This is a genomic window from Tropicimonas sp. IMCC34011, from assembly GCF_003390865.1.
In the GTDB taxonomy this organism is placed as follows: domain Bacteria; phylum Pseudomonadota; class Alphaproteobacteria; order Rhodobacterales; family Rhodobacteraceae; genus Tropicimonas_B.
Map to the genome: position 1 here is coordinate 413897 of NZ_QMEJ01000002.1, position 20737 is coordinate 434633.

At 67.2% G+C, this 20737-nt stretch carries 17 protein-coding genes; 8 read left to right on the plus strand and 9 right to left on the minus strand.

The window, feature by feature from the left end:
• Window positions 1–132: 132 nt before the first annotated feature.
• Genes DQG15_RS08350 through DQG15_RS08380 form a run of 7 tightly spaced genes read left to right on the plus strand, consistent with a single transcriptional unit; the run spans window position 133 to window position 7429 of the window.
• Window positions 133–3003, plus strand: a complete 2871-nt coding sequence (locus DQG15_RS08350) for a monovalent cation/H+ antiporter subunit A (protein ID WP_116084357.1) — start codon at window positions 133–135, stop codon at window positions 3001–3003.
• A gap of 1 nt (window position 3004) precedes the next feature.
• The gene (locus DQG15_RS08355; protein ID WP_116084359.1) at window positions 3005–3421 is read left to right on the plus strand and encodes a Na+/H+ antiporter subunit C; all 417 of its coding nucleotides are present in this window, start codon (window positions 3005–3007) and stop codon (window positions 3419–3421) included.
• Window positions 3418–5166, plus strand: a complete 1749-nt coding sequence (locus DQG15_RS08360) for a monovalent cation/H+ antiporter subunit D (protein ID WP_116084361.1) — start codon at window positions 3418–3420, stop codon at window positions 5164–5166. The genes DQG15_RS08355 and DQG15_RS08360 overlap by 4 nt, the downstream gene beginning before the upstream one ends.
• Window positions 5167–5169: 3 nt before the next feature.
• Entirely contained in the window at window positions 5170–5673 is a 504-nt protein-coding gene (locus DQG15_RS08365; RefSeq protein ID WP_116084363.1) for a Na+/H+ antiporter subunit E, read from the plus strand.
• Window positions 5670–5939, plus strand: a complete 270-nt coding sequence (locus DQG15_RS08370; protein WP_116084365.1) for a K+/H+ antiporter subunit F — start codon at window positions 5670–5672, stop codon at window positions 5937–5939. The genes DQG15_RS08365 and DQG15_RS08370 overlap by 4 nt, the downstream gene beginning before the upstream one ends.
• 13 nt (window positions 5940–5952) lie before the next feature.
• Window positions 5953–6342 (plus strand): Na+/H+ antiporter subunit G, encoded by a 390-nt coding sequence (locus tag DQG15_RS08375; RefSeq protein ID WP_116084366.1) that lies wholly within the window; start codon window positions 5953–5955, stop codon window positions 6340–6342.
• Window positions 6343–6367: 25 nt separating this feature from the next.
• Entirely contained in the window at window positions 6368–7429 is a 1062-nt protein-coding gene (locus DQG15_RS08380) for a lipocalin-like domain-containing protein (RefSeq protein WP_116084368.1), read from the plus strand.
• A gap of 16 nt (window positions 7430–7445) precedes the next feature.
• On the opposite strand, the gene mraY is transcribed toward DQG15_RS08380, so the two are convergent.
• The 8 genes from mraY to DQG15_RS08420 all read right to left on the minus strand — a co-directional run bounded on the left by mraY (window position 7446) and on the right by DQG15_RS08420 (window position 17061).
• On the minus strand, window positions 7446–8531 hold the full coding sequence (gene mraY / locus DQG15_RS08385; protein WP_116084369.1) for a phospho-N-acetylmuramoyl-pentapeptide-transferase: 1086 nt from the start codon (window positions 8529–8531) through the stop codon (window positions 7446–7448).
• 21 nt (window positions 8532–8552) lie between these two features.
• A complete protein-coding gene (gene murF, locus DQG15_RS08390) occupies window positions 8553–10001 on the minus strand; it encodes a UDP-N-acetylmuramoyl-tripeptide--D-alanyl-D-alanine ligase (protein WP_116084371.1) in 1449 nt (482 codons plus the stop codon).
• Window positions 9998–11488 (minus strand): UDP-N-acetylmuramoyl-L-alanyl-D-glutamate--2,6-diaminopimelate ligase, encoded by a 1491-nt coding sequence (locus DQG15_RS08395; RefSeq protein ID WP_116084730.1) that lies wholly within the window; start codon window positions 11486–11488, stop codon window positions 9998–10000. The genes murF and DQG15_RS08395 overlap by 4 nt, the downstream gene beginning before the upstream one ends.
• A gap of 50 nt (window positions 11489–11538) precedes the next feature.
• Entirely contained in the window at window positions 11539–13326 is a 1788-nt protein-coding gene (locus DQG15_RS08400; RefSeq protein WP_116084373.1) for a penicillin-binding protein 2, read from the minus strand.
• The gene (locus DQG15_RS08405; protein WP_116084375.1) at window positions 13323–13691 is read right to left on the minus strand and encodes a cell division protein FtsL; all 369 of its coding nucleotides are present in this window, start codon (window positions 13689–13691) and stop codon (window positions 13323–13325) included. The genes DQG15_RS08400 and DQG15_RS08405 overlap by 4 nt, the downstream gene beginning before the upstream one ends.
• Window positions 13688–14698, minus strand: a complete 1011-nt coding sequence (rsmH, locus tag DQG15_RS08410) for a 16S rRNA (cytosine(1402)-N(4))-methyltransferase RsmH (RefSeq protein WP_116084377.1) — start codon at window positions 14696–14698, stop codon at window positions 13688–13690. The genes DQG15_RS08405 and rsmH overlap by 4 nt, the downstream gene beginning before the upstream one ends.
• Before the next feature lie 3 nt (window positions 14699–14701).
• Window positions 14702–15130 (minus strand): division/cell wall cluster transcriptional repressor MraZ, encoded by a 429-nt coding sequence (locus DQG15_RS08415; RefSeq protein WP_157968940.1) that lies wholly within the window; start codon window positions 15128–15130, stop codon window positions 14702–14704.
• Window positions 15131–15984: 854 nt separating this feature from the next.
• Window positions 15985–17061 carry an Mrp/NBP35 family ATP-binding protein gene (locus DQG15_RS08420; RefSeq protein WP_116084380.1) on the minus strand — a complete coding sequence of 359 codons (1077 nt, stop codon included), beginning with the start codon at window positions 17059–17061 and terminating at the stop codon, window positions 15985–15987.
• A 281-nt stretch (window positions 17062–17342) separates the two neighbouring features.
• Between DQG15_RS08420 and DQG15_RS08425 the strand changes: the two genes are divergently transcribed.
• The gene (locus DQG15_RS08425) at window positions 17343–17561 is read left to right on the plus strand and encodes a DUF1127 domain-containing protein (RefSeq protein ID WP_116084382.1); all 219 of its coding nucleotides are present in this window, start codon (window positions 17343–17345) and stop codon (window positions 17559–17561) included.
• A 709-nt stretch (window positions 17562–18270) separates the two neighbouring features.
• On the opposite strand, the gene DQG15_RS08430 is transcribed toward DQG15_RS08425, so the two are convergent.
• Window positions 18271–20658: an ATP-dependent helicase gene (locus DQG15_RS08430; RefSeq protein WP_116084384.1), complete on the minus strand. Its 2388-nt coding sequence runs from the start codon at window positions 20656–20658 to the stop codon at window positions 18271–18273.
• Window positions 20659–20737: the final 79 nt, after the last annotated feature.

Sequence of the window (20737 nt, forward strand, 5' to 3'; positions counted from 1 at the left end):
ATTCGCAAAGTCTCCGTTAACGAGGACGTCAGAACCGGGCCAATCGCGTTGGCAAGCCCCGCTTGCGCGGGTACACCCTGCCCAAGCCCCGCCCGACGGGGTGTTTTCTTGTGACGCAATCCCGGGACGCCGATGGAGCCTGACACAGACTCGACCCTCATCCTGATTGCGGCGCTGCCTTTCATCGGCGCGCTCTTTCCGGGCCTGATGATCCGCGCGGGGCGCACCGCCTGCGCCGTCTCCGCAGGTGCGGCGACGCTGGCCGCGCTGGTACTGCTCGTGACGCTGATGCCGTCCGTGCTGCATGGCGACGGCGTCGCCGCGGGACTGGACTGGATGCCGCAGCTCGGTCTTCAGCTGTCCTTCAGGCTCGACGGGCTCGGGCTGCTCTTCGCCTTCATGATCCTCGGCATCGGGCTTCTGATCATCATCTATGCCCGCGGCTATCTCAGCCGCGAGGATCCGATGGGCCAGTTCTACACCTACCTGATGCTCTTTCAGGGCGCGATGCTCGGGATCGTCCTGTCGGACAACATCCTGCTGCTGACGGTGTTCTGGGAGCTGACGTCCCTCTCCTCCTTTCTGCTGATCGGCTACTGGAAGCACCTGCCCGAGGGGCGCCAGGGCGCCCGCATGGCCCTGACGGTGACCGGCCTCGGCGGCCTTGCCCTCATCGGTGGCGCGCTGCTTTTGGGACGGATCGCCGGGACCTACGAGATCAGCGAGATGCTGGCGATGCGGGACCAGATCCAGGCGTCGCCGCTCTACCTGCCCGCGCTGATCCTGATCCTGCTCGGCGCGTTCACGAAATCGGCGCAGTTCCCGTTCCACTTCTGGCTGCCCCACGCGATGGCTGCCCCGACGCCAGTGTCGGCCTACCTGCACTCCGCGACCATGGTGAAGGCGGGACTTTTCCTGATGGCGCGGCTCTGGCCGGTGCTGTCCGGCACGCCCGAATGGTTCTACATCGTCGCCAGCGCGGGGCTGATCACGATGGTGCTCGGAGCGCTCATTGCCATCTTCAAGCACGATCTCAAGGCACTGCTGGCCTTCTCGACGGTCAGCCATCTCGGCCTGATCACCATGCTCCTCGGCTTCGGCACGGAGGCCGCGGCGATCGCGGCGGTCTTCCACATCCTCAATCACTCGGCCTTCAAGGCGGCGCTCTTCATGACCGCCGGGATCGTCGATCACGAGGCGCATACGCGGGATATCCGTCGCCTCGGCGGGCTCATGCGCCTGATGCCGATCACTGCGCTGATCGGAACGCTCGCGGCACTGTCGATGGCCGGCATTCCGCTGCTCAACGGCTTTATCTCGAAGGAGATGATGCTGGAGGAGGCCTCCCACACCTACTGGATGGGGAACGAGTGGCTGATCCCGGTCCTGGCAACGCTCGGCGCGCTTCTGTCCGCCGCCTACTGCTTCCGGTTCATCGCCCACACCTTCGGAGGCAGGGTCCGGACCGATTACCCGCATGTCCCGCACGATCCGCCGGGCGTGCTGTGGCTGCCGCCGGCGCTGCTGGTCGTGCTGGTGGTCGCCATCGGAGTTGCCCCTGCCCTCTTCGCGGGCTGGCTCGTGGATGCGTCGGCCTCTGCCGTCACCGGGAGCGATGTCCATACCCATCTCGCGCTCTGGCACGGGATCACGCCGGCGCTCTTCATGTCGGGCATCGCCGTTGCCGGCGGCCTGCTCCTCCTGGCCCTCTTCGGCCCGCTCGGCCGGACCTGGGACCGGACGCCGCGGCCCGAGGCGAAGCGCATGTTCGACGGTGTCATAGCTGGCGCCGTCCGCGCGGCCAACGGCGTTGCGGACGGATTGCATGACGGGCGGATCTCCCGGCCGTTCGTGGTCCTGACGCTGGCCGTCCTCGCCGCCGCAACCGGCGCCTTCTTCCGGGGTGGCCACGAGGGCCCGCAGACCGAGATGCTGCCCGTGGGCGGGCTCGACGTGACCGTGTGGGCGCTCCTCATCACGGCCTCGGCCGCCGCCGTCTCCTTCCACCGCAACCGCCTCATCGTGCTGATCTCGATGGGGATCATCGGCCTCGTCGTCTCCCTCGCCTTCGTGCGCCTCTCGGCGCCGGACCTCGCGCTGACGCAGGTCTCCGTCGAGGTCGTGACGATCATGCTGATGCTGATCGCACTGCACTTCCTGCCCAAGCGCACGCCGCTGGAAAGCCCGGTTCTCCGCCGCTGGTGGCACGGAATGATCGCCGCGGCGGGCGGTCTCGGCGTGGGCGCGCTGTCCTACCTGCTGATGCTGGGGGACACCGCCAAGATCTCCCCCTACTTCCTCGAGAACGCCAAGTCCGGCGGCGGCGGGACCAACGTCGTCAACGTGATCCTGGTGGACTTCAGGGGCTTCGACACGTTCGGCGAGATCATCGTTCTCGGCATCGCCGCGCTGACCATCTTCGCCATCGGCGAGGCCCTGCTCGACGGACGCGCCAGCCGCCGCCTCGCCAACTGGCGGGACGACGTGCCGCGTTCGAAGGACCGGCACCCGCTGATGATGGTGGTCGCGACCCGCGTGATGATGCCGATCGCGATCATGGTGGGCGTCTTCATCTTCCTGCGGGGTCACAACCAGCCGGGCGGCGGCTTCATCGCCGGTCTGGTCATCGCGATCGCGCTTCTGATGCAGTACATGGCCAGCGGCTTCGCCTGGAGCCAGGAGCGGCAGAAGTACCCCTATCACTCGATGATCGGGATGGGGGTGCTGATCGCCGCGCTGACCGGGATCGCCTCCTGGTTCGCCGGGTATCCGTTCCTGACGAGCGCCTACACCTACGTTCACTTCCGTCCCATCGAGGAATTCGAGGTGGCCTCCGCCATCGCCTTCGACATCGGCGTGCTCCTGACCGTCGTCGGGGCCGTGATGCTGGCGCTCTATTCGCTGTCGCGGCTCGCCCGCCGCACCGGCGAGACGGTGAACGAGGAGGCGATGGACTATGATCCGGCCGGCCCTTCGGGCGCCGGCGAGAAAGGAGCCCGCTGAGATGGAACTGCTCGTTGCCTCCGCCATCGGTGTGCTGACCTCGGCGGGTCTCTACCTCATCCTGCGCCTGCGCACCTTCCCCGTCATCATCGGTCTGTCGATCCTGAGCTACGCCGTGAACGTCTTTCTCTTCTCCACCGGCGGGCTGTCGCTGAACCAGCCGCCGATCTACGGCCCCGAGGTCGAGAATTATGCCGATCCGCTGCCGCAGGCGCTCGTGCTGACCGCCATCGTGATCTCCTTCGGGATGACCGCGCTGGCCGTTCTGATCGCGCTCGGCGGCTTTCTCGAGACCGACACGGACCGGATTGACATGGCCCTCGACGAAGATGACCGCGATGTGCCCGATCCCGGCGCTCAGCCCGGCGTCGAGGCCAAGCGGGACCGGTCTGCGCAGGAAGCGGGGGTGCTGCAGTGAACCACTGGATCGTTGCCCCGATCGTCCTTCCGGCGATCCTCGCGCCGATCATGGCGCTGGCCATGCGGCATGACCTCGTGCTGCAGCGCGTCTTTTCCCTCGTCGGCACCATCGCGACCCTGCTGATCGGGATCGGCCTCTTCCTTCTCGCAGGCGGAGACGACATCTCGGTCTACCGCCTCGGGGACTGGCCGGCGCCCTTCGGGATCGTCCTCGTCCTTGACCGGCTGTCGGCGATGATGGTGATGCTGACCTCCGCGCTCGGTCTCATCGTCTCCGCATATGCCATCGGCAGCGACTGGGACCGGCGCGGCTGGCACTTCCACCCGCTCCTGCTGTTCCAGGTGATGGGCGTGAACGGCGCGTTCCTCACCGGCGACGCGTTCAACCTCTTCGTCTTCTTCGAAGTCCTGCTCATCGCATCCTACGGGCTGATGATCCACGGCGGCGGCGGCGTGCGGATGCGCGCGGGCATCCAGTATGTCGCCTTCAACCTCGCCGGCTCGACGCTCTTCCTGTTCGCCCTCGGCACGCTTTATGCCGTGACGGGAACGCTCAACATGGCGGACATGGCGGTGCGCATGGCCGAGCTCGATCCCGGCAAGGAAGCGCTCGCCATGGTCGGCGCGACGCTCCTGCTCGTGGTCTTCGCGATCAAGGCGGCACTGTTCCCGGTGCAGTTCTGGCTGCCCGGCACCTATGCCAATGCGCCCGCGCCCGTCGCGGCGATGTTCGCGATCATGACCAAGGTCGGCGCCTATGCGATCCTGAGGATCTTCACCCTCGTCTTCGCCCCGGCGCTCGGCGAGGTGGGATACTTCTTCTCGGACATCCTGCTGCCCGCCGCGCTCGTGACCCTGATCGTGGGCACGCTGGGGACGCTCGGGGGGATCGGCATCGGCCGGATCGTCGCCTTCTCCGTCGTCGGCTCCATGGGGACCCTGATGATCGCCATCGCGCCCTTCAACGAGGCGGGCGCGGCCGCGGCGATCTACTACGTCGCCCATTCCACCTTCGCGACGGCGGCGCTCTTCCTCGCGGTCGATCTCATCCGACACCGCGGCGAAGTGGGGGAGGTCAAACCGAGCGGCCTCGTCGGCGCATATTTCTTCGCCGGCGCCATCGCCATGGCCGGGATGCCGCCGCTGTCGGGCTTCATCGGCAAGCTGCTCATCCTCGATGCCTCGGCGGACCATCCGCTGGCGCCATGGATCTGGGGGATCATCCTCGCGACCTCGATCCTCACCATCGTCGGCTTCGCCCGCGAAGGCTCCCGCGTCTTCTGGAAAACCGCGCCGACGCCGGGCGAGAGCCTCAAGGAGCCGGAAATCGAGATCGAGGAGCAAGAGGCGCAGGCCGCATCGCGGGCCGTGACCGCCCCGATGCCCGCGCCCCTGTCCCTCGTCGCGGCCGCGCTGCCGCTCGGCATGATCGTGCTTCTGACGATCTTCTCCGGTCCCGCCTTCCGCTACGCCGAAGCCACGGCCGCCCAACTGTTCGAGCGCGAGGCCTACATCTCCGCCGTGCTCGACTACGAGGGCAGCGCCAAGCGGCCCGCCGAGATCGGCGCCGCCAAGCCTTACGGCTACGGCGATGCGCATGACGGCGGCAATGCGCATGACGGGCCGGAAGACGAGGGCGGCGAGCCGGGCCTTGCGCCCACCGAAGAGACCGAAACGGGGACCGACGCCGAGCCGCCCGCGCGGCCGGTCCTTCAGGTCGCCCCGGACCAAGGAGGGAACTGACGCATGGCCTATACCGTCGGACCCAAATACCTCCCCCACCCCCAGCTCACCCTCCTTCTGACGGTGGTCTGGCTGATGCTGAACAACACGATCACGCTGGGGAACATCCTCCTCGGCCTGATCCTCGGCCTCGTGATCCCGATCATCACGCGGCCCTACTGGCAGAGCAAACCGGTGATCCGGTCCAGGGGGCGCTTCCTCGGCTACATGTTCGTGGTTCTCTGGGACATCGTCGTCGCGAACGTGGTCGTGGCCTACACGATTCTCTTCAAGTCCAACGCAAAGATGAAGTCCGGCTGGGTCGCGGTCCCGCTGGAGCTGACGCAGCCGGAGGCGATCACGATCCTCGCCGGGACCATCACGATGACGCCCGGCACGGTGACGGCGATGCTGGCAGCGGATGGCCATACGCTCCTCATCCACTATCTCGACGCCCCAGATCCCGCATCCGTCCGGGACGAGATCAAGTCGCGGTACGAGCGCCGGCTTCTGGAGATTTTCGAATGATCACCTTCGCGCTCTGGTTCGCCGTCGCCTGCTTCGCCCTTGCGCTCGTGTTCAACCTCGTGCGGCTGGCGAAGGGTCCGGACATCACCGACCGGATCCTCGCCCTCGACACGATGTTCATCAACGGCATCGCGCTTCTGAACCTCTACGGCATCGCCGAGGGGACGGAGGTCTATTTCGAGGTTTCGATGCTGATCGCCATGACCGGCTTCGTTTCCACCGTCGCCTTCTGCCGCTTCATCCTGCGCGGCAACATCATCGAATGAGGAGGGAGTCCCGATGAGCGAAGAGCTGATCTTCGAGATTGCCGTGTCCTTTTTCCTCGTCGCCGCCGGGGTGTTCGGCCTTGTCGGGTCCTTCGGCCTCGTGAAGCTGCCGGATCTGATGCGCCGGCTGCACGGGCCGACGAAATCGACCACCCTCGGCGTCGGCAGCGTGCTGATTGCCGCGATGATCTATTCCTACGGCTGGAACGGGGAAATCGTCGCGCACCAGCTCCTGATCACGGTGTTCCTGCTGCTGACAGCGCCGATCACCGCGAACTTCCTCGCCAAGGTCTACATGCATCGGCACGTGGCCAAGGAAGACCTGCCGGACGCGTCCGGCGATCACGGCTGGTCCGGTTACGATACCGTTCCCGAAGAGATGAAGAAGATCGACACGAAGTGAGCCGCAGGCGCGCTAGCTCCGCACCATGAGCCTGACCCGCCGACGCATCCTCGCCCTTCTGGCCGCCCTTCCCGGCAGCCGCGTCTCCGCGCAGGGGTTCGCCGGGATGGGCACCGCGGCTGAGGGCTTCGCGGTGCCCGATCGCACTCCCCTCGCCTTCCCCGCCGATCATGGCGCACATCCCCGCTTCCGCATCGAATGGTGGTACCTGACCGCCAATCTCGAAGCGCCGGACGGCACGCCGATGGGCCTGCAATGGACGCTCTTCCGATCCGCGCTGTCGCCGGGCGGCGGAGACCTCTGGTCCAGCCCGCAGCTCTGGATGGCCCATGCCGCGGTGACGACTCCCGATCGTCATTTCAGCGCCGAGCGTCTCGCCCGTGGCGGCGTCGGACAGGCCGGCGTCGAGGCCGACCCCTTCGCCGCCTGGATCGACGATTGGCGCCTCGCCGCGCGGGATGGCGGCACGCAGGCGCTCTCCGCGCTCGACGTGGGCGCGGGGGGCGAGAACTTTTCCTATCGCCTGGCCCTCCGCGCAGACGGGCCGCTGATCCTGCAAGGCGACGACGGGTATTCGGTGAAGTCCGCCGAGGGGCAGGCAAGCCGCTACTATTCCCAGCCGTTCTATAGCGCGGAGGGGGCGTTGCGGCTCGATGGCGAGGAGATCCCGGTCACGGGACGCGCCTGGCTCGACCGGGAATGGTCGTCGCAGCCCCTCTCGGAGACGCAGGAGGGGTGGGACTGGATCTCGCTCCATCTCTCCGGCGGCGCGAAACTGATGGGGTTCCGGCTCAGGGAAACGGGCGGCACGTTCTACGGCTCGGGCACCTGGATCGCCCCGGACGGCCGCGCGGTCCCCCTGCCGGACGGTGCGCTTGCCATGGATCCCCTGGGCAACGCCGAGGTGCAGGGGCGGCAGATCCCCGTCCGCTGGCGCGTGCGCCTGCCGCAGGAGGATCTCGACATCACGTTGGAGGCGATCAACCCGGACGCCTGGATGGACGTCTCCTTCGCCTACTGGGAAGGCCCCGTCCGCATCGAGGGCTCCCACCAAGGGGTGGGGTACCTCGAGATGACGGGCTACTGACGCCTCCGACCTCCCCTCAGCGAACCTTGAGCGTCGCGAGACCGATCAGCGCGAGGATCAGCGAAATGATCCAGAACCGGATGACGATCTGCGGCTCGGCCCATCCACGCTTCTCGAAATGATGGTGGATCGGCGCCATGAGGAAGACGCGCTTGCCGGTGCGTTTGAAGTACATCACCTGGATGATGACGCTGAGCGCCTCGGCGACGAAGATGCCGCCGACGATGGCCAGGACGATCTCGTGCTTCGTCATCACCGCGATTGAGCCAAGCGCCCCGCCAAGGGCAAGGGAGCCGGTATCGCCCATGAACACCGCCGCCGGCGGGGCGTTGAACCACAAGAAGCCGAGGCCACCCCCGATCAGCGCGGCGACGAATATCAGAAGCTCCCCGGTACCGGGCACGTAATGGACGCCGAGATACTCGGTGAAGTCCGTCCGGCCGACGGCGTAGGCGATGACGCCAAGCGTGCCGGCCGCGATCATCACCGGCATGATCGCCAGACCGTCGAGACCGTCCGTCAGGTTCACCGCGTTCGCGGCACCGACAATGACCAGCATCGAGAACGGCACGAAGAAGATGCCCAGGTTGATCAGAAGCTCGGCGTAGATCGGGAAGGCGAGTTGCCCTGTCAGGTCCTCGGGGTGGGACCATGCCGCCGCCGTACCTGCGATCCCCGCGATCAGGAGGCCGAGAAGGATGCGCACCCGCCCGGACACGCCCGCATGGCTGTTCTTCGTGACCTTCGCGTAATCGTCGGCGAACCCGAGCCCGCCGAAAGCGGCGGTGACGAAGAGCGTGATCAGTACATAGGGATTGTCGAGCCGTGCCCAGAGAAAGGTCGCGAAGCCGAGGGCGGAGAGGATCAGGAGCCCTCCCATCGTCGGCGTACCGGCCTTGGTCTGGATATGGGATTCCGGCCCATCCGTGCGGATCGGCTGACCGAAGCGCTGACGGCGACGCAGGAAGTCGATCAGCGGCCGTCCGAAAATGAAGCCGAAGATCAGCGCGGTGAAGAAGGCTCCGCCTGCGCGAAATGTGATGTAGCGGAAGAGATTGAAGAAATCGCCCCCGTCCGAAAGGCCGGTCAACCAGTAGAGCACGCGCTCCGCTCCCTTGTTTCTCTAGATTTCGTCGGTCTCGTCGGCCGCGCGGGAGTGACCGATATTTCGGATCGCGTCAACGACGCGCGCAAGGCCGACGCCGAGCGATCCCTTGACCAGCACGATATCGCCGGCATCGACCAGCGCCCGCACCTCAGCCGCGAGATCGGCGGCGGCCTCCACCGCCATCCCCTGCTGGTCCTCTGGCAGCACCTCGTGAAGCGCAGCCATGCGCGGCCCAACGACATGCACAAGGTCGATCCGTGCCATCGACGGATCCTCTGCCAAGGCCGCGTGGAGCTCTTTCTCTCCCGACCCGAGCTCCAGCATGTCGCCGAGAATCGCGATCCGCCGCCCGCGCCCGACGCGTCCTTGCCCGTCCTGCGGGGTGAGCGCGACCAGCGTGCCGAGGGCCGCGGAGACGGACGCCGGGTTGGCGTTGTAGGAATCGTCGATCAGGTCGAAGCCCAGACCGGGCTCCGCGCGCGGATCGAGCTGGACCCGTTCCCGCGCGCCGCGGCCCTCGTACGGCGTCCAGTTGCCCAGATCGCCGAGCGCGATGGCGGTGTCGGCCCCGGCGGCGGCGGCGGCGGCGAGCGCCGCAAGCCCGTTCATCGCGAAATGTGCGCCGGCGGTTCTGAGGCGGAAGACGAGAGGTCCGCCCTGCCCCGTCGCCTGCACGACCGTCACGCCGCCGGCGATCTCCGCTGAGCCGAGATGCCAAACCGCGCCGTCCTCGCGCCCGAACGTCACGATCCGCGCGCCAGCGGACCGGGCGGCCTCGAGCAGGATCGGGGTCGTTTCGAGGTCGGCATTGACGATCGCCACGCCGCCCGGCTGCAGACCGCCGAAGATCGCCGCCTTCTCCTCCGCGATTCCCTCGATCCGTCCGAAGGCGGCGAGATGCGCCGGCGCGACCGTGGTCACGATCGCAACGTGCGGGCGGGCGAGCGCGGCCAGCGGAGCGATCTCGCCCGGGTTGCTCATGCCGATCTCGATCACGGCGAAGTTTGCATCGGCCGGCATCCGCGCCAGCGTCAGCGGAACGCCCCAGTGGTTGTTGTAGCTCTTCTCGGCGGCATGGACGTCGCCCTGCCCCGCAAGGATAGCGCGCAGCATCTCCTTGGTGGAGGTCTTGCCGACGGAGCCCGTCACGCCGATGACGCGGGCCCGGCTTCGCGCGCGCCCGGCAGCGCCGAGGGCTCGCAGGGCCTCCATCACGTCGCCGGCGAGAAGCAGCGGCGCATCCTCCGCAACACCTTCCGGGATGCGGGAGACGAGAGCGGCGGCGGCTCCCTTCCGCAGGGCGTCGGCGACAAAATCATGCCCGTCGCGCATATCGGTCAGCGCGACGAAGAGATCGCCCGGCTCGATCGTTCGCGTGTCGATCGAAAGACCCGTCGCGGTCCAGTCTCCGCGCGCTTCCGCACCGGTTGCCTCGGCGGCCTCTGCCGCGGTCCAGAGGCTCACGAGACGTGCCCGTCGAGAGCGGCCACGGCGACGGAGGCCTGCTCCACGTCATCGAAGGGATAGACCGTGTCGCCCACGATCTGTCCGGTCTCGTGTCCTTTTCCGGCGATCAGGAGCGCATCTCCCGGCTGCAGGGCATCGACGCCGCGCAGGATCGCCTCCGCCCGGTCACCGACCTCGATCCCGCCGGGGCAGGATGCCAGAATCGCGGAGCGGATCAGGGCGGCGTCCTCGGAGCGGGGGTTGTCGTCCGTCACGATGGCGACGTCCGCATGCTCGGCCACGGCCGCGCCCATCAACGGACGTTTGCCCCTGTCCCGGTCCCCGCCCGCACCGAAGACGCAGATGAGGCGCCCCATGACATGCGGGCGCAGGGCCTGAAGGGCGGTGGCGAGGGCGTCGGGGGTGTGGGCGTAGTCGACATAGACCGGTGCCCCGCTTTCCCGCGTCGCCGCGAGCTGCATTCGCCCACGCACGCCCCGAAGCTGCGGCAAGGCGTTGAAGACCTCGGCCGGGTCGGAGCCGCCGGCGATGCAGAGGCCGGCTGCGACGAGAACGTTCTCGGATTGGAAGCCCCCGATCAGCGGCAGGCGCACCTGACGGACGGTGTCGTTCCAGACGAAGCGCAGGTCCTGACCCGTCGGATCGAAGCGGAGGCCGGCAATCCGGAGATGACATTCGGCGCCGCGGCCGACGCGGATGACTTCCTGCCCGATCCCGTCGGCGATCGCCTCCAGAACCGGGCCCTTCTCGTCGTCCATGTGGATGACGGCGACCCCGTCCTCATCCAGAACCCGGGTGAAGAGGGAGGCCTTGGCGTCGAAGTACTCGTCGAAACCCGCGTGGTAGTCGAGATGATCCTGGCTGAAGTTCGTGAACCCCGCCGCGGCGAGGCGCACCCCGTCGAGCCGCCGCTGGGACAGGCCGTGAGAGGAAGCTTCCATGGCCGCATGGGTGACGCCGGCCTCCGCAGCCCCGGACAGCATGCGGTGCAGCGTGATCGGCTCGGGCGTGGTGTGAGCCAGCGGCGCCTCCCAGGATCCCTCGATCCCGGTCGTGCCGACATTGACCGCCGAAAGCCCCATCGCCATCCAGATCTGACGGGCGAAGGAGGCGACCGAGGTCTTGCCGTTCGTCCCGGTCACGGCAACGACGACATCGGGCTGCGCGCCGAACCACAGCGCGGCGGCATAGGCCAGCGCCTCCCGCGGGTCCTCGGTGACGATCAGCACAGCGTCCGATCCGGCGAGGGCCGGCGCCGCGACGCGCGCCCCCTCGCTGTCGGTCAGGAGTGCGACCGCGCCGCGCTCGAGGGCCGTCTCGGCGAAGGTGGCACCGTGGATCGCCGTTCCCGGCAGCGCGGCGAAGAGATCGCCCGGCCGGACCTGCCGACTGTCGACCGCGAGGCCCGTGATCCGCGCCTCTGCGCCGCCCTGCCCCGTGAGGCCGAGATCGGCCAGCGAAGCCTCGTGCGTTCGTCCGTCCATGTATGCAAGGCCCCCTGCCATGCTTGTGGCGCGGCCGTCCGCGGCCTGCGTCAGAGATTGGCCGGTATTAACGCAGCCTCCTGAGAAGGTTCAACGGCCGGTCTCAGCCCCAGGAGCGGCGCGATGCGTTCGATCATGGCTGCCGCTACGGGAACCGCGGTCCACCCCGCGGTCCGGCGCGGCATCGAGCCGATCGTGTCCTCGCCCTCGTCCAGCGTGACGATGAGTACGTACTTCGGATCGCTCGCCGGGAACGTCGACGCGAAGGTCGCGATGACACGGTCCTTGTAGTAGCCGCCGGTGGGCTTCGGCTTGTCGGCGGAGCCCGTCTTGCCGGCGACCTCGTAGCCGACCACGTCCCCGAAGCTGGCCGTCCCTTCGGTCACCACCGCGCGCAGCATGTCCACCGACGCCCGCGACGTCCGCTCGCTGATGATGCGCTCGCCGTTCTGGGGCCCGGCCTGCTTCACCAGCGTCGGGTGCACGCGCGTGCCGCCGTTCACGATGGTGGAATAGGCCGCGGCGAGGTGCAGCGGGCTGGCGGACAGACCGTGGCCGTAGCTGATCGTCATGGTCGAGATCTCGGACCATTTCGGCGGCAGGAGCGGCTTGCCGGTCGGCGCTTCGACCATCTCGATCTCAGTCGGCTTGGTGAAGCCCAGGGAGGCGAGGAAGTCCTTCTGCCGCTCTGCTCCGATGTCCATCGCGATATGCGCCGTGCCGATGTTGGAGCTCTCGACGATCACGTTCTTGACCGAAAGGGTCGGCCCGTAATCGTGGAAGTCGCGTATCCTGTAGCGCCCCCAGACCAGCGGTCCCTTCGTGTCGATCATCGTATCGGGGTTCACGAGGCCGAGTTCCATGGCCTGCGCCACGGCGAAGATCTTGAAGACGGAGCCCAGCTCGTACACCCCCTGAACCGCGCGGTTGAAGAGAGGGCTCTCTGACGGGTCGTTGCCGGAGGCGAGCGGCCGGGGCCGGTCGTTGGGATCGAAATCCGGCAGCGAGAGCATCGAGATGACCTCGCCGGTATGCACATCCATCAGGACGGCGGCGGCGCCGCGGGCATTCATCAGACGCATCCCGCCGCCGAGGACCTCGCGCGCCGCGCTCTGAACTGTCATGTCGAGGGAGAGGGCAAGCGGCGCCCCGCCCTGCGCCGGATCGCGCAGATACTCGTCGAACGCCTTTTCGACGCCGGCGGTGCCGATCACCTCGGCGGCGTTCACGTCCTCCTTCTCGAAGCGCGATCCGCCGAGGATGTGCGCCGCGAGCGGGCCGTTGGGATAGAGGCGCATCTCGCGCGGGCCGAAGAGCAGGCCCGGCTCGCCGATGTCGTGGACCGCCTGCATCTGTTCGGGGCTCATCTGGCGGCGCAGCCAGATGAACTTCCGCTCCCCGGTGAACCAGCCGCGCAGGCGCTCCTCGTCCATCTCGTCGGGAAAGAGCGCAGCCAGCTCGCGCGCGGCCCGCTCGGGCTCCACCATCAGGTGCGGCTGTGCATAGAGCGAGCGCGTCACGAGGTTGGTGGCGAGGATCCGTCCGTTGCGGTCGGTGATGTCCGCGCGCTGCGTGACGATCTGCTGCCCCGCGCTCGCGACCTTCGGCTCGGCCGGTTCGACATTGGCCAGAATCCCCATCCGCACGCCGATCGTGGCATAGGCGGCGAAGAAGCAGAGGCCGAGGACGAGGAGACGCCCCTGCGCCCGCAGGCGCTTGCGATCCCGGTCCGCATCACGGCGCTTGCGGCGATTCTCGCGCTCGATCAGGCCGGGATCCTCACCGTCCTCGCGGGCCTTGAGGATACGGGCGAGCGGACGAAGGGGCGTGCGGATCATGGCCAGTCCTCACCGTCGGGGGCGAATTGGGGAACCACGCCGACGAGGTCGACCGTCGCGCCGACGCGCGCCAGCCCCGCCGGGGGATAGGGAAGTTGATCGGGCCGTGCGAACTGGGTCTTCTCGACCGGCAGGAGCCCGAGCTTGTCGAAGTTCATCTCCGCGAGGTCCGCAAGCCGCGAGGGCCGGTTGAGATACGCCCATTCAGCCTTCAGGATCGACAGCGTTTCGCGCAGGCGACCGATGTCCCGGCTGACCTCCGAGTTGGCGCGGATCGACGCCTGCGTGCGGTAGTTCTCCTGATACGCCCAGAATGCCAAAGCCATGACCGCGAGTGCGGAGGCGACGTAGAGAAGTCCTCTCATTCCCTGTTCCCCGTTTCCAGCCACCAGTCTTTCGGCCCGGGCAGGCCGAGCGCGCTGCGCCGGGGCGGATTCGCCTCGGCTTCTGTTCTGAACGCGACGCGCAGCTTCGCCGAGCGCGCGCGCGGATTGCCTGCGATCTCCGCGTCGCCGGGCGCAGTTGCCTTGCGGCGGCGCTGTTCGAATCGCGGCGTGCGCGGCGCCATCACCGGCGCATGGCGGCTGCCCTGCCCTCCGGCGCCGGTCTGCTCCGTGAAATATCTCTTCACCACGCGATCCTCCAGCGAATGGAAGGTCACGACAGCTAGCGCGCCGCCCGGTTTCAGAGCGCGCTCGGCGGCGGCAAGCCCGCGGGCCAGCTCGCCCATCTCGTCGTTCACCGCGATCCGGATCGCCTGAAAGGAGCGCGTCGCGGGATGCATCTGGCCCGGCTTCTGGCGCGGCAGACAGGACGCGATCACCTCCGCCAGCTGCCCGGTCGTCTCGAACGGCCGGGCGCGCAAGATGGCCCGCGCAATCCGGCGGGACGCGCGCTCTTCGCCGTAGTGGAAGAGGATGTCGGCGAGCTCCTCCTCCTCGGCGGTGTTCACGAGGTCCGCGGCGCTCGGGCCGTCATTGCCCATGCGCATGTCGAGCGGGCCGTCCTTCTGAAAGGAGAAGCCGCGCTCCGGGCGGTCGATCTGCATGGAGGAGACGCCGAGGTCGAGCGCGACGCCGTCCAGCGCATCTCCCTGCGCATCCAGCTCGGAAAACCGGGAGAGGCGGAGGTCGAGCCGATCCCCCCAGCGCGCCTGCATCGCCGCGGCGGCTTCGATGGCGGTGGGATCCCGGTCGAGCCCGATCACCCGGTCCGCCCCGGCCTGCAGCAGTCGCTCGGTATAGCCGCCCGCGCCGAACGTCCCGTCGAGCCAGGTCCCGCTGACCGGAGAAACCTCTTCGATCAGCGCATCGATGAGCACCGGAACGTGCGGACCCTTCGGTGCTTCGGAAGCCGTGCCGGCCGATGCCATGGCTCAGACCCCCCCGTCCGGATCGAAGAACAGCGATTGCGGGTCGAAATCGGTATCGTCATCCTCGTCGATCGGCGCATCGAAGATCGGGCCGCGGAGCCGTTCGAAGACGGCGGGGTTCCAGATCTGGAAGGTCGCGCCGGCGCCGGTCATGTAGACATCCGTCGTGTCGCCGAGTTTCGCGCGCATCCGGGGATTGAGAACGAGCCGGCCATTATCGTCGAGACGAACCTTCGCGGAGAGACCGTAATAGATTCGCTCGACCTTGCGGCGGGTTTCGGACCCCATCGGCATCGCCGAAATGCGGCGGTCGACTTCCTGAATTCCCTCGGCCGAATGGCATTCGAGGTACTTCTGGGCCGGGTGGCCGTAAACGACTGTAAGTTCTGGATTTTTTCCGTCGACCGCGCTGGAATCCTGGGCAAGGAGCACACGACGAAAATCAGCCAGGATCGAGATCCTGCCCTTTCCGTCCAATTTGTGCAGGCCTTCGCCCCGGAACGTTTCCTGCAACGCGTGCCACGCCCTCAATTACCGCCCCAGGAAAAGAAAAACGGCGGATCGGACTGCTGCCATTGTCCGATCCGCCGCCCTCGTCCCATTACTGGGTTCGTCCGATCGCGGAGCCACCTGGGGGGATGTCTGCTCGCTGCGCGCCGGATCTCTTTTTTATCGAGTAGCGGATTGCCTGTATGAAACCTGACTTGGGGAAGTCTTTGCGGTGCTCTTTGTCGGCCCGCTTTTTTGGTTCCGCTCTCAACGTAGGAAAGTTTTGGCATGGAGCGGCTGCCCACGCAAGCCCATGAAATGGGAGATGCGTCCATTGGTGGAGATTCGCGCTGACTCACGGGGCGGCCCGGAGTCAAGCGCAGGCCGCCAGACCATGCCGATGTTGATGTAAAACGGCCTCTTTTCACCACATATAGCGATGCGCCCTATGAAATCGACGGGGAGGCTGACGTGGCTGGATGACCCGGCTGCAACAGGTCGAAGGGCAAAATGCCAGTGCGCTGGAAAGCGTGCTTGACGGGTTACCCACAGAATCACGCGCGATTCACGACTGATCGCGGCGCTGTGATCTCTGAAATGGGTTCAGGATGGAAGGTGCGTGGGAATTTGCCCCACGCCGCTGGGACAAATTCGCAACGTCTGCAGCAAGATCAATGTGTTATAGGGGGTTTGCGCCCGCCGGGGCGGGCGGACCGGGCCGCCGACCCGGTCCGGTCACCACGAAATCCGCCCTGCGCCGCGACTCGCCGGCCAGGCCGGGGGGCGGCGATGGGATTTCAGCCCATTCCGCCGCCGATGAGGCGCCGGGCGAGCTCCGAATAGGCCTCTGCGGCCTTTCCGCTGCCTGCGGCGACGGGCGTACCGGAATCGCCGGCGAGCCGCGTCTCCAGTTCGAGCGGCAGTGCGCCGAGGAACGGCACATCGATCTTCCGCGCCTCGGCCTCAACGCCGCCATGACCGAAGAGGTGCGCCTCGTGCCCGCATTGCGGACAGACATAGGTGGACATGTTCTCGATCAGTCCGAGCACCGGCGTCTTGAGCTTGCCGAACATGTCGATGGCCCGCCGCGCGTCGAGCAGCGCGACGTCCTGAGGGGTGGAGACGACGATGGCGCCCGTGAGCTGGTACCGCTGGCAGAGGGTGAGCTGGACGTCGCCCGTGCCGGGGGGCAGATCGACGATGAGGATATCGAGCCTGCCCCAATTCACCTGGGTCATGAGCTGCTGCAGCGCACCCATCAGCATGGGCCCGCGCCAGACCAGCGCCTCGTCTTCCTTCATCATGTTGCCGATGGACATGAGGGTGACCCCGTGCGCGTGCAACGGGTCGATCCGCTCGCCGTCCTCGGACGACGGGCGCTTCATCGTTCCCATCATTCTTGGCTGGGACGGCCCGTAGATGTCGGCGTCGAGCAGTCCGACGCGCCGCCCCTCCCGGGCGAGTGCGACGGCAAGGTTGGACGCCACCGTGGACTTGCCGACGCCGCCCTTGCCGCTGGCGACGGCGACGATCCGGTCGATTCCCTCGAGCCGCGCGGGACCGCCCTGCTGCGGCGTGGGATGGCGTCCCACCTTCATCTGGGGCGGCGGCCCCTTCTCGGCGGGACCATGCGCGGTCAGCACGGCGGCCGCGGAGGTGACACCGGCCACCCGACTCACCGCCCCTTCCGCCGCGACGCGGACACCCTCGAGCGACCGGGCCATTTCGGCACTCGGCGCCTCTATGACGAAGCGCACCGCTCCGCTTGGCTCGACGCCAAGGGCACGGACCATATCGGCCGAGACCAGGTCGCCGCCGCCGGGCAGCGCCACTCCCTTCAGAGCTTCCAGAATGTCCTCGCGTCGTGCCGCCATGATCTACGCCTCCCTGTCCTTCAGGCGAGCGCACCCTTTAGAACTGCCGGGCGGAAGGCAAGCGGGCGACCGTGTCCGGCAGGAAGCCACGGTAACGGTTCAGTGACGATAGGTCAGTATGACTTATGCAATTGCCGCATGGCGGCGTTGAAGCTTCGTGCGTTGTGCAAGCGCAGCAAAAGTCGCAAATTCGATCTCGACAGCGGGACACGGAGCCCGCCGCCACATCGGATAGAGGACGAAGCCTCTGGTGGCGTTATGAGACGAAGAGGATTGAGCAGATGGCATACGCAGCAAACACAGACCGCATGAGCGGCACCACGGGCATCTTCGGCTGGGCGACGGCCATGTTCCGCCGCGACGAGGCGACCCGCACCAAGATGAAGCTCTACCGGCAGACCCGCCGCGAGCTGAGCAACCTGACGGACCGCGAGCTCGCCGATCTCGGCATGCACCGCTCCAACATCGAGGGCATCTCGCGCGAAGCCGCGGGCCTCTAAGGACTTCTCATTCGGGACGCGCCGTCCTCCTCCCTGGCGCTTCCGGATACGGCTAACGGCACCTCTCCTCCTCCCTGGTGCCGTAGCCCTCCTTCCCTCCTCCCGGGAAGGCCAGTTTCAGATCGGGGCGCCCTCTCCTCCTCCCTGGGCGTTCTGACAATGGCGGCGGCACCTCTCCTCCTCCCTGGTGCCGTCGCCCTCCTTCCCTCCTCCCGGGAAGGCCAGTTTCAGATCGGGACGTCCTCTCCTCCTCCCTGGGCGTTCTGACAATGGCGGCGGCACCTCTCCTCCTCCCTGGTGCCGTCGCCCTCCTTCCCTCCTCCCGGGAAGGCCAGTTTCAGATCGGGGCGTCCTCTCCTCCTCCCTGGGCGTTCTGACAATGGCGGCGGCACCTCTCCTCCTCCCTGGTGCCGTCGCCCTCCTTCCCTCCTCCCGGGAAGGCCGGTTTCAGATCGGGACGTCCTCTCCTCCTCCCTGGGCGTTCTGACAATGGCGGCGGCACCTCTCCTCCTCCCTGGTGTCGTCGCCTTTTTGTTTCCAAACATTCTGGTTCAAGACACGCCGGACGCTGGGAGCATCTCCCGTCGTGACGGCTCGTGCGCCCCGCGAACCTGTCGGAGGCGTGATCTGCGAATGGAGGAAGGACGGGCCGCCCCGGGAGCGGGGCGGGATCAGGCCTCAGCCTGTTGTGGCGCAACGCGCCGCTGGATCAGAACGGAACGTCTCCGGCCGAGGCGGCAGGAACGACGAATTTCGCAACCACCTTCTTCGCACCGGCCTTGTCGAAGGAGATCTGGAGCTTGTCTCCCTCGATCCCGATCACATCGCCATAGCCGAACTTCTGATGAAAGACGCGGTCGCCCTCGGTGAAGGCGCTTACCGCCTCGAGATCGATCACCATGTTCCGCGATTCCTGCGGCTGCGAGACGGATCGTTGCGCCGAGCGGGACTGCATCCTGCGCCAACCCGGTGAATTGTAGACGTCGGCCTTGCTCGCCTTCTCGTGCATGTCCGAGCCCATGGCGCCGGAGATGGCCGGCGATGCGCTCGCCGCCATGCCCGCAGCCCCGAATCCGCCACCGTAGAGACCCGGCGGGGTCAGAACGTCCACATGGGCTTCGGGTAGCTCGTCGATGAAGCGGGAGGGCAGCGCGGATTGCCACTGTCCGTAGATGCGCCGGTTCGCCGCGAAGGAGATCGTGCAGAGCTCCTCGGCGCGGGTGATGCCGACATAGGCCAGACGGCGCTCCTCCTCGAGGCCCTTCATCCCCTGCTCGTCCAATGCGCGCTGGTTCGGGAAGAGCCCATCCTCCCAGCCCGGCAGGAAGACGGCGGGAAATTCGAGACCCTTCGCGGCGTGGAGCGTCATCAGGGTGACCTTCGCCTCGGTATCCTCCGATTCGTTGTCCATGATCAGGGAGACGTGTTCGAGGAAGCCCTGGAGGTTGTCGAAATTCTCCAGCGCCTTCACGAGTTCCTTGAGGTTTTCGAGGCGCCCGGGGGCTTCGGGTGTCTTCTCGTTCTGCCAGAACGTGGTGTAACCTGATTCGTCGAGGATCATCTCGGCGGTCTCGATATGGGAGCCACCGGAGCGAACCTGCGCGTGGCAGCGATCGATCCCGGAGACGAGCTCCGCGAGCGCGGCGGCGCCCTTGCCGGTCAGTCCCTTGGACGCCAGCAGGATGCGTGCGCCCTCGAGCAGGTTCACGCCGTTCGAGCGGGCCGCAACCTGAATCTTCTGCTGCGCCTTGTCGCCGAGGCCGCGTTTCGGCGTGTTCACGATCCGCTCGAAGGCCAGATCGTCATCGGGACTGACGGCGAGGCGGAAATAGGCCATCGCGTCCCGGATCTCGAGCCGCTCGTAGAATCGCGGGCCCCCGATGACGCGGTAGGGCAGACCGATGGTCAGAAACCGGTCCTCGAAGGCCCGGAGCTGGTGCGAGGCCCGCACGAGGATGGCGCATTCGTCGAGGGAGACGGGCCGCAGGCCGCGCGTGCCCCGGCCCATCGCCTCGAGCTCCTCCCCGATCCAGCGGGCCTCCTCCTCACCGTCCCAGTGGCCGATCAGGCGGACCTTCTCGCCGTCCTTCTCCTCGGTCCAGAGCGTCTTGCCGAGGCGCCCCTTGTTGCTGGCGATCACGCCGGAGGCGGCCGCGAGAATATGGGGCGTGGAGCGATAGTTCTGTTCGAGCCGGACCGTATGGGCGCCCGGGAAATCCTGCTCGAATCGCAGGATGTTTCCCACCTCGGCGCCGCGCCAGCCGTAGATCGACTGATCGTCATCGCCGACGCAGCAGATGTTCTTGTGCCCGCCCGCCAGGAGCCGCAGCCACATGTACTGCGCGACGTTGGTATCCTGGTACTCGTCCACGAGGATGAAGCGGAAGTAGCGGCGATACTGCTCCAGAACGTCGTCATGGGTCTGGAAGATCGTGACCATGTGCAGAAGCAGGTCGCCGAAATCGCAGGCGTTCAGCGTCTTCAGCCGATCCTGGTACGCGGCGTAGAGGCGCACGCCCTTGCGGTCGAACGCGCCGGCATCGGCGGCCGGGACGGCATCCGGGCGCAGCGCGCGGTTCTTCCAGCCGTCGATGATCGACGCAAGCATCCGAGGCGGCCAGCGCTTCTCGTCGATTCCCTCGGCCTGGATGAGCTGGCGGAGGAGCCGCAGCTGGTCGTCGGTGTCGAGGATGGTGAAGTTCGACTTCAGGTCCACCAGCTCGGCATGCCGGCGCAGCAGCTTCACGCAGATCGAGTGGAACGTGCCGAGCCAGGGCATCCCCTCAGCCCCCTCGCCGAGGAGCTTGCCCACTCGGGTCTTCATCTCGCGCGCGGCCTTGTTGGTAAAGGTGACGGCGAGGATCTCGTTCGGGCGCGCCGTTCCGGTCGCCAGCAGGTGCGCGATCCGGGCGGTCAGCGCGCGAGTCTTGCCGGTGCCGGCCCCCGCGAGCATTAGGACGGGCCCCTCGAGGGTCTCGACCGCTTCCTTCTGCGCGGGGTTCAGCCCGTCGAGATAGGGCGCGCCGCGCCCGGCCATCGCGCGCTGCGACAGGGGAACGGCGGAGGCGAAGGCGTCATGATCGTCGAAGCTGCTCATGGGACGACAAACTAATCGCTGCAGGTCGGAATGGAAAGCCCGCGTTCGCCTTCCGTTCCGCCCAGATCCCCGTGAGGCG

What these genes read in the sequence shown, in the direction of transcription:
- DQG15_RS08380 (WP_116084368.1), top strand. Translation starts at nt 6,368, where the DNA reads ATGAGCCTGACCCGCCGACGCATCCTCGCCCTTCTGGCCGCCCTTCCC.
- DQG15_RS08405 (WP_116084375.1), bottom strand. Translation starts at nt 13,691, where the DNA reads ATGAGAGGACTTCTCTACGTCGCCTCCGCACTCGCGGTCATGGCTTTG.
- DQG15_RS08425 (WP_116084382.1), top strand. Translation starts at nt 17,343, where the DNA reads ATGGCATACGCAGCAAACACAGACCGCATGAGCGGCACCACGGGCATC.
- DQG15_RS08400 (WP_116084373.1), bottom strand. Translation starts at nt 13,326, where the DNA reads ATGATCCGCACGCCCCTTCGTCCGCTCGCCCGTATCCTCAAGGCCCGC.
- DQG15_RS08365 (WP_116084363.1), top strand. Translation starts at nt 5,170, where the DNA reads ATGGCCTATACCGTCGGACCCAAATACCTCCCCCACCCCCAGCTCACC.
- DQG15_RS08420 (WP_116084380.1), bottom strand. Translation starts at nt 17,061, where the DNA reads ATGGCGGCACGACGCGAGGACATTCTGGAAGCTCTGAAGGGAGTGGCG.
- DQG15_RS08370 (WP_116084365.1), top strand. Translation starts at nt 5,670, where the DNA reads ATGATCACCTTCGCGCTCTGGTTCGCCGTCGCCTGCTTCGCCCTTGCG.
- DQG15_RS08355 (WP_116084359.1), top strand. Translation starts at nt 3,005, where the DNA reads ATGGAACTGCTCGTTGCCTCCGCCATCGGTGTGCTGACCTCGGCGGGT.
- DQG15_RS08350 (WP_116084357.1), top strand. Translation starts at nt 133, where the DNA reads ATGGAGCCTGACACAGACTCGACCCTCATCCTGATTGCGGCGCTGCCT.
- DQG15_RS08395 (WP_116084730.1), bottom strand. Translation starts at nt 11,488, where the DNA reads ATGGACGGACGAACGCACGAGGCTTCGCTGGCCGATCTCGGCCTCACG.
- DQG15_RS08430 (WP_116084384.1), bottom strand. Translation starts at nt 20,658, where the DNA reads ATGAGCAGCTTCGACGATCATGACGCCTTCGCCTCCGCCGTTCCCCTG.
- DQG15_RS08375 (WP_116084366.1), top strand. Translation starts at nt 5,953, where the DNA reads ATGAGCGAAGAGCTGATCTTCGAGATTGCCGTGTCCTTTTTCCTCGTC.
- rsmH (WP_116084377.1), bottom strand. Translation starts at nt 14,698, where the DNA reads ATGGCATCGGCCGGCACGGCTTCCGAAGCACCGAAGGGTCCGCACGTT.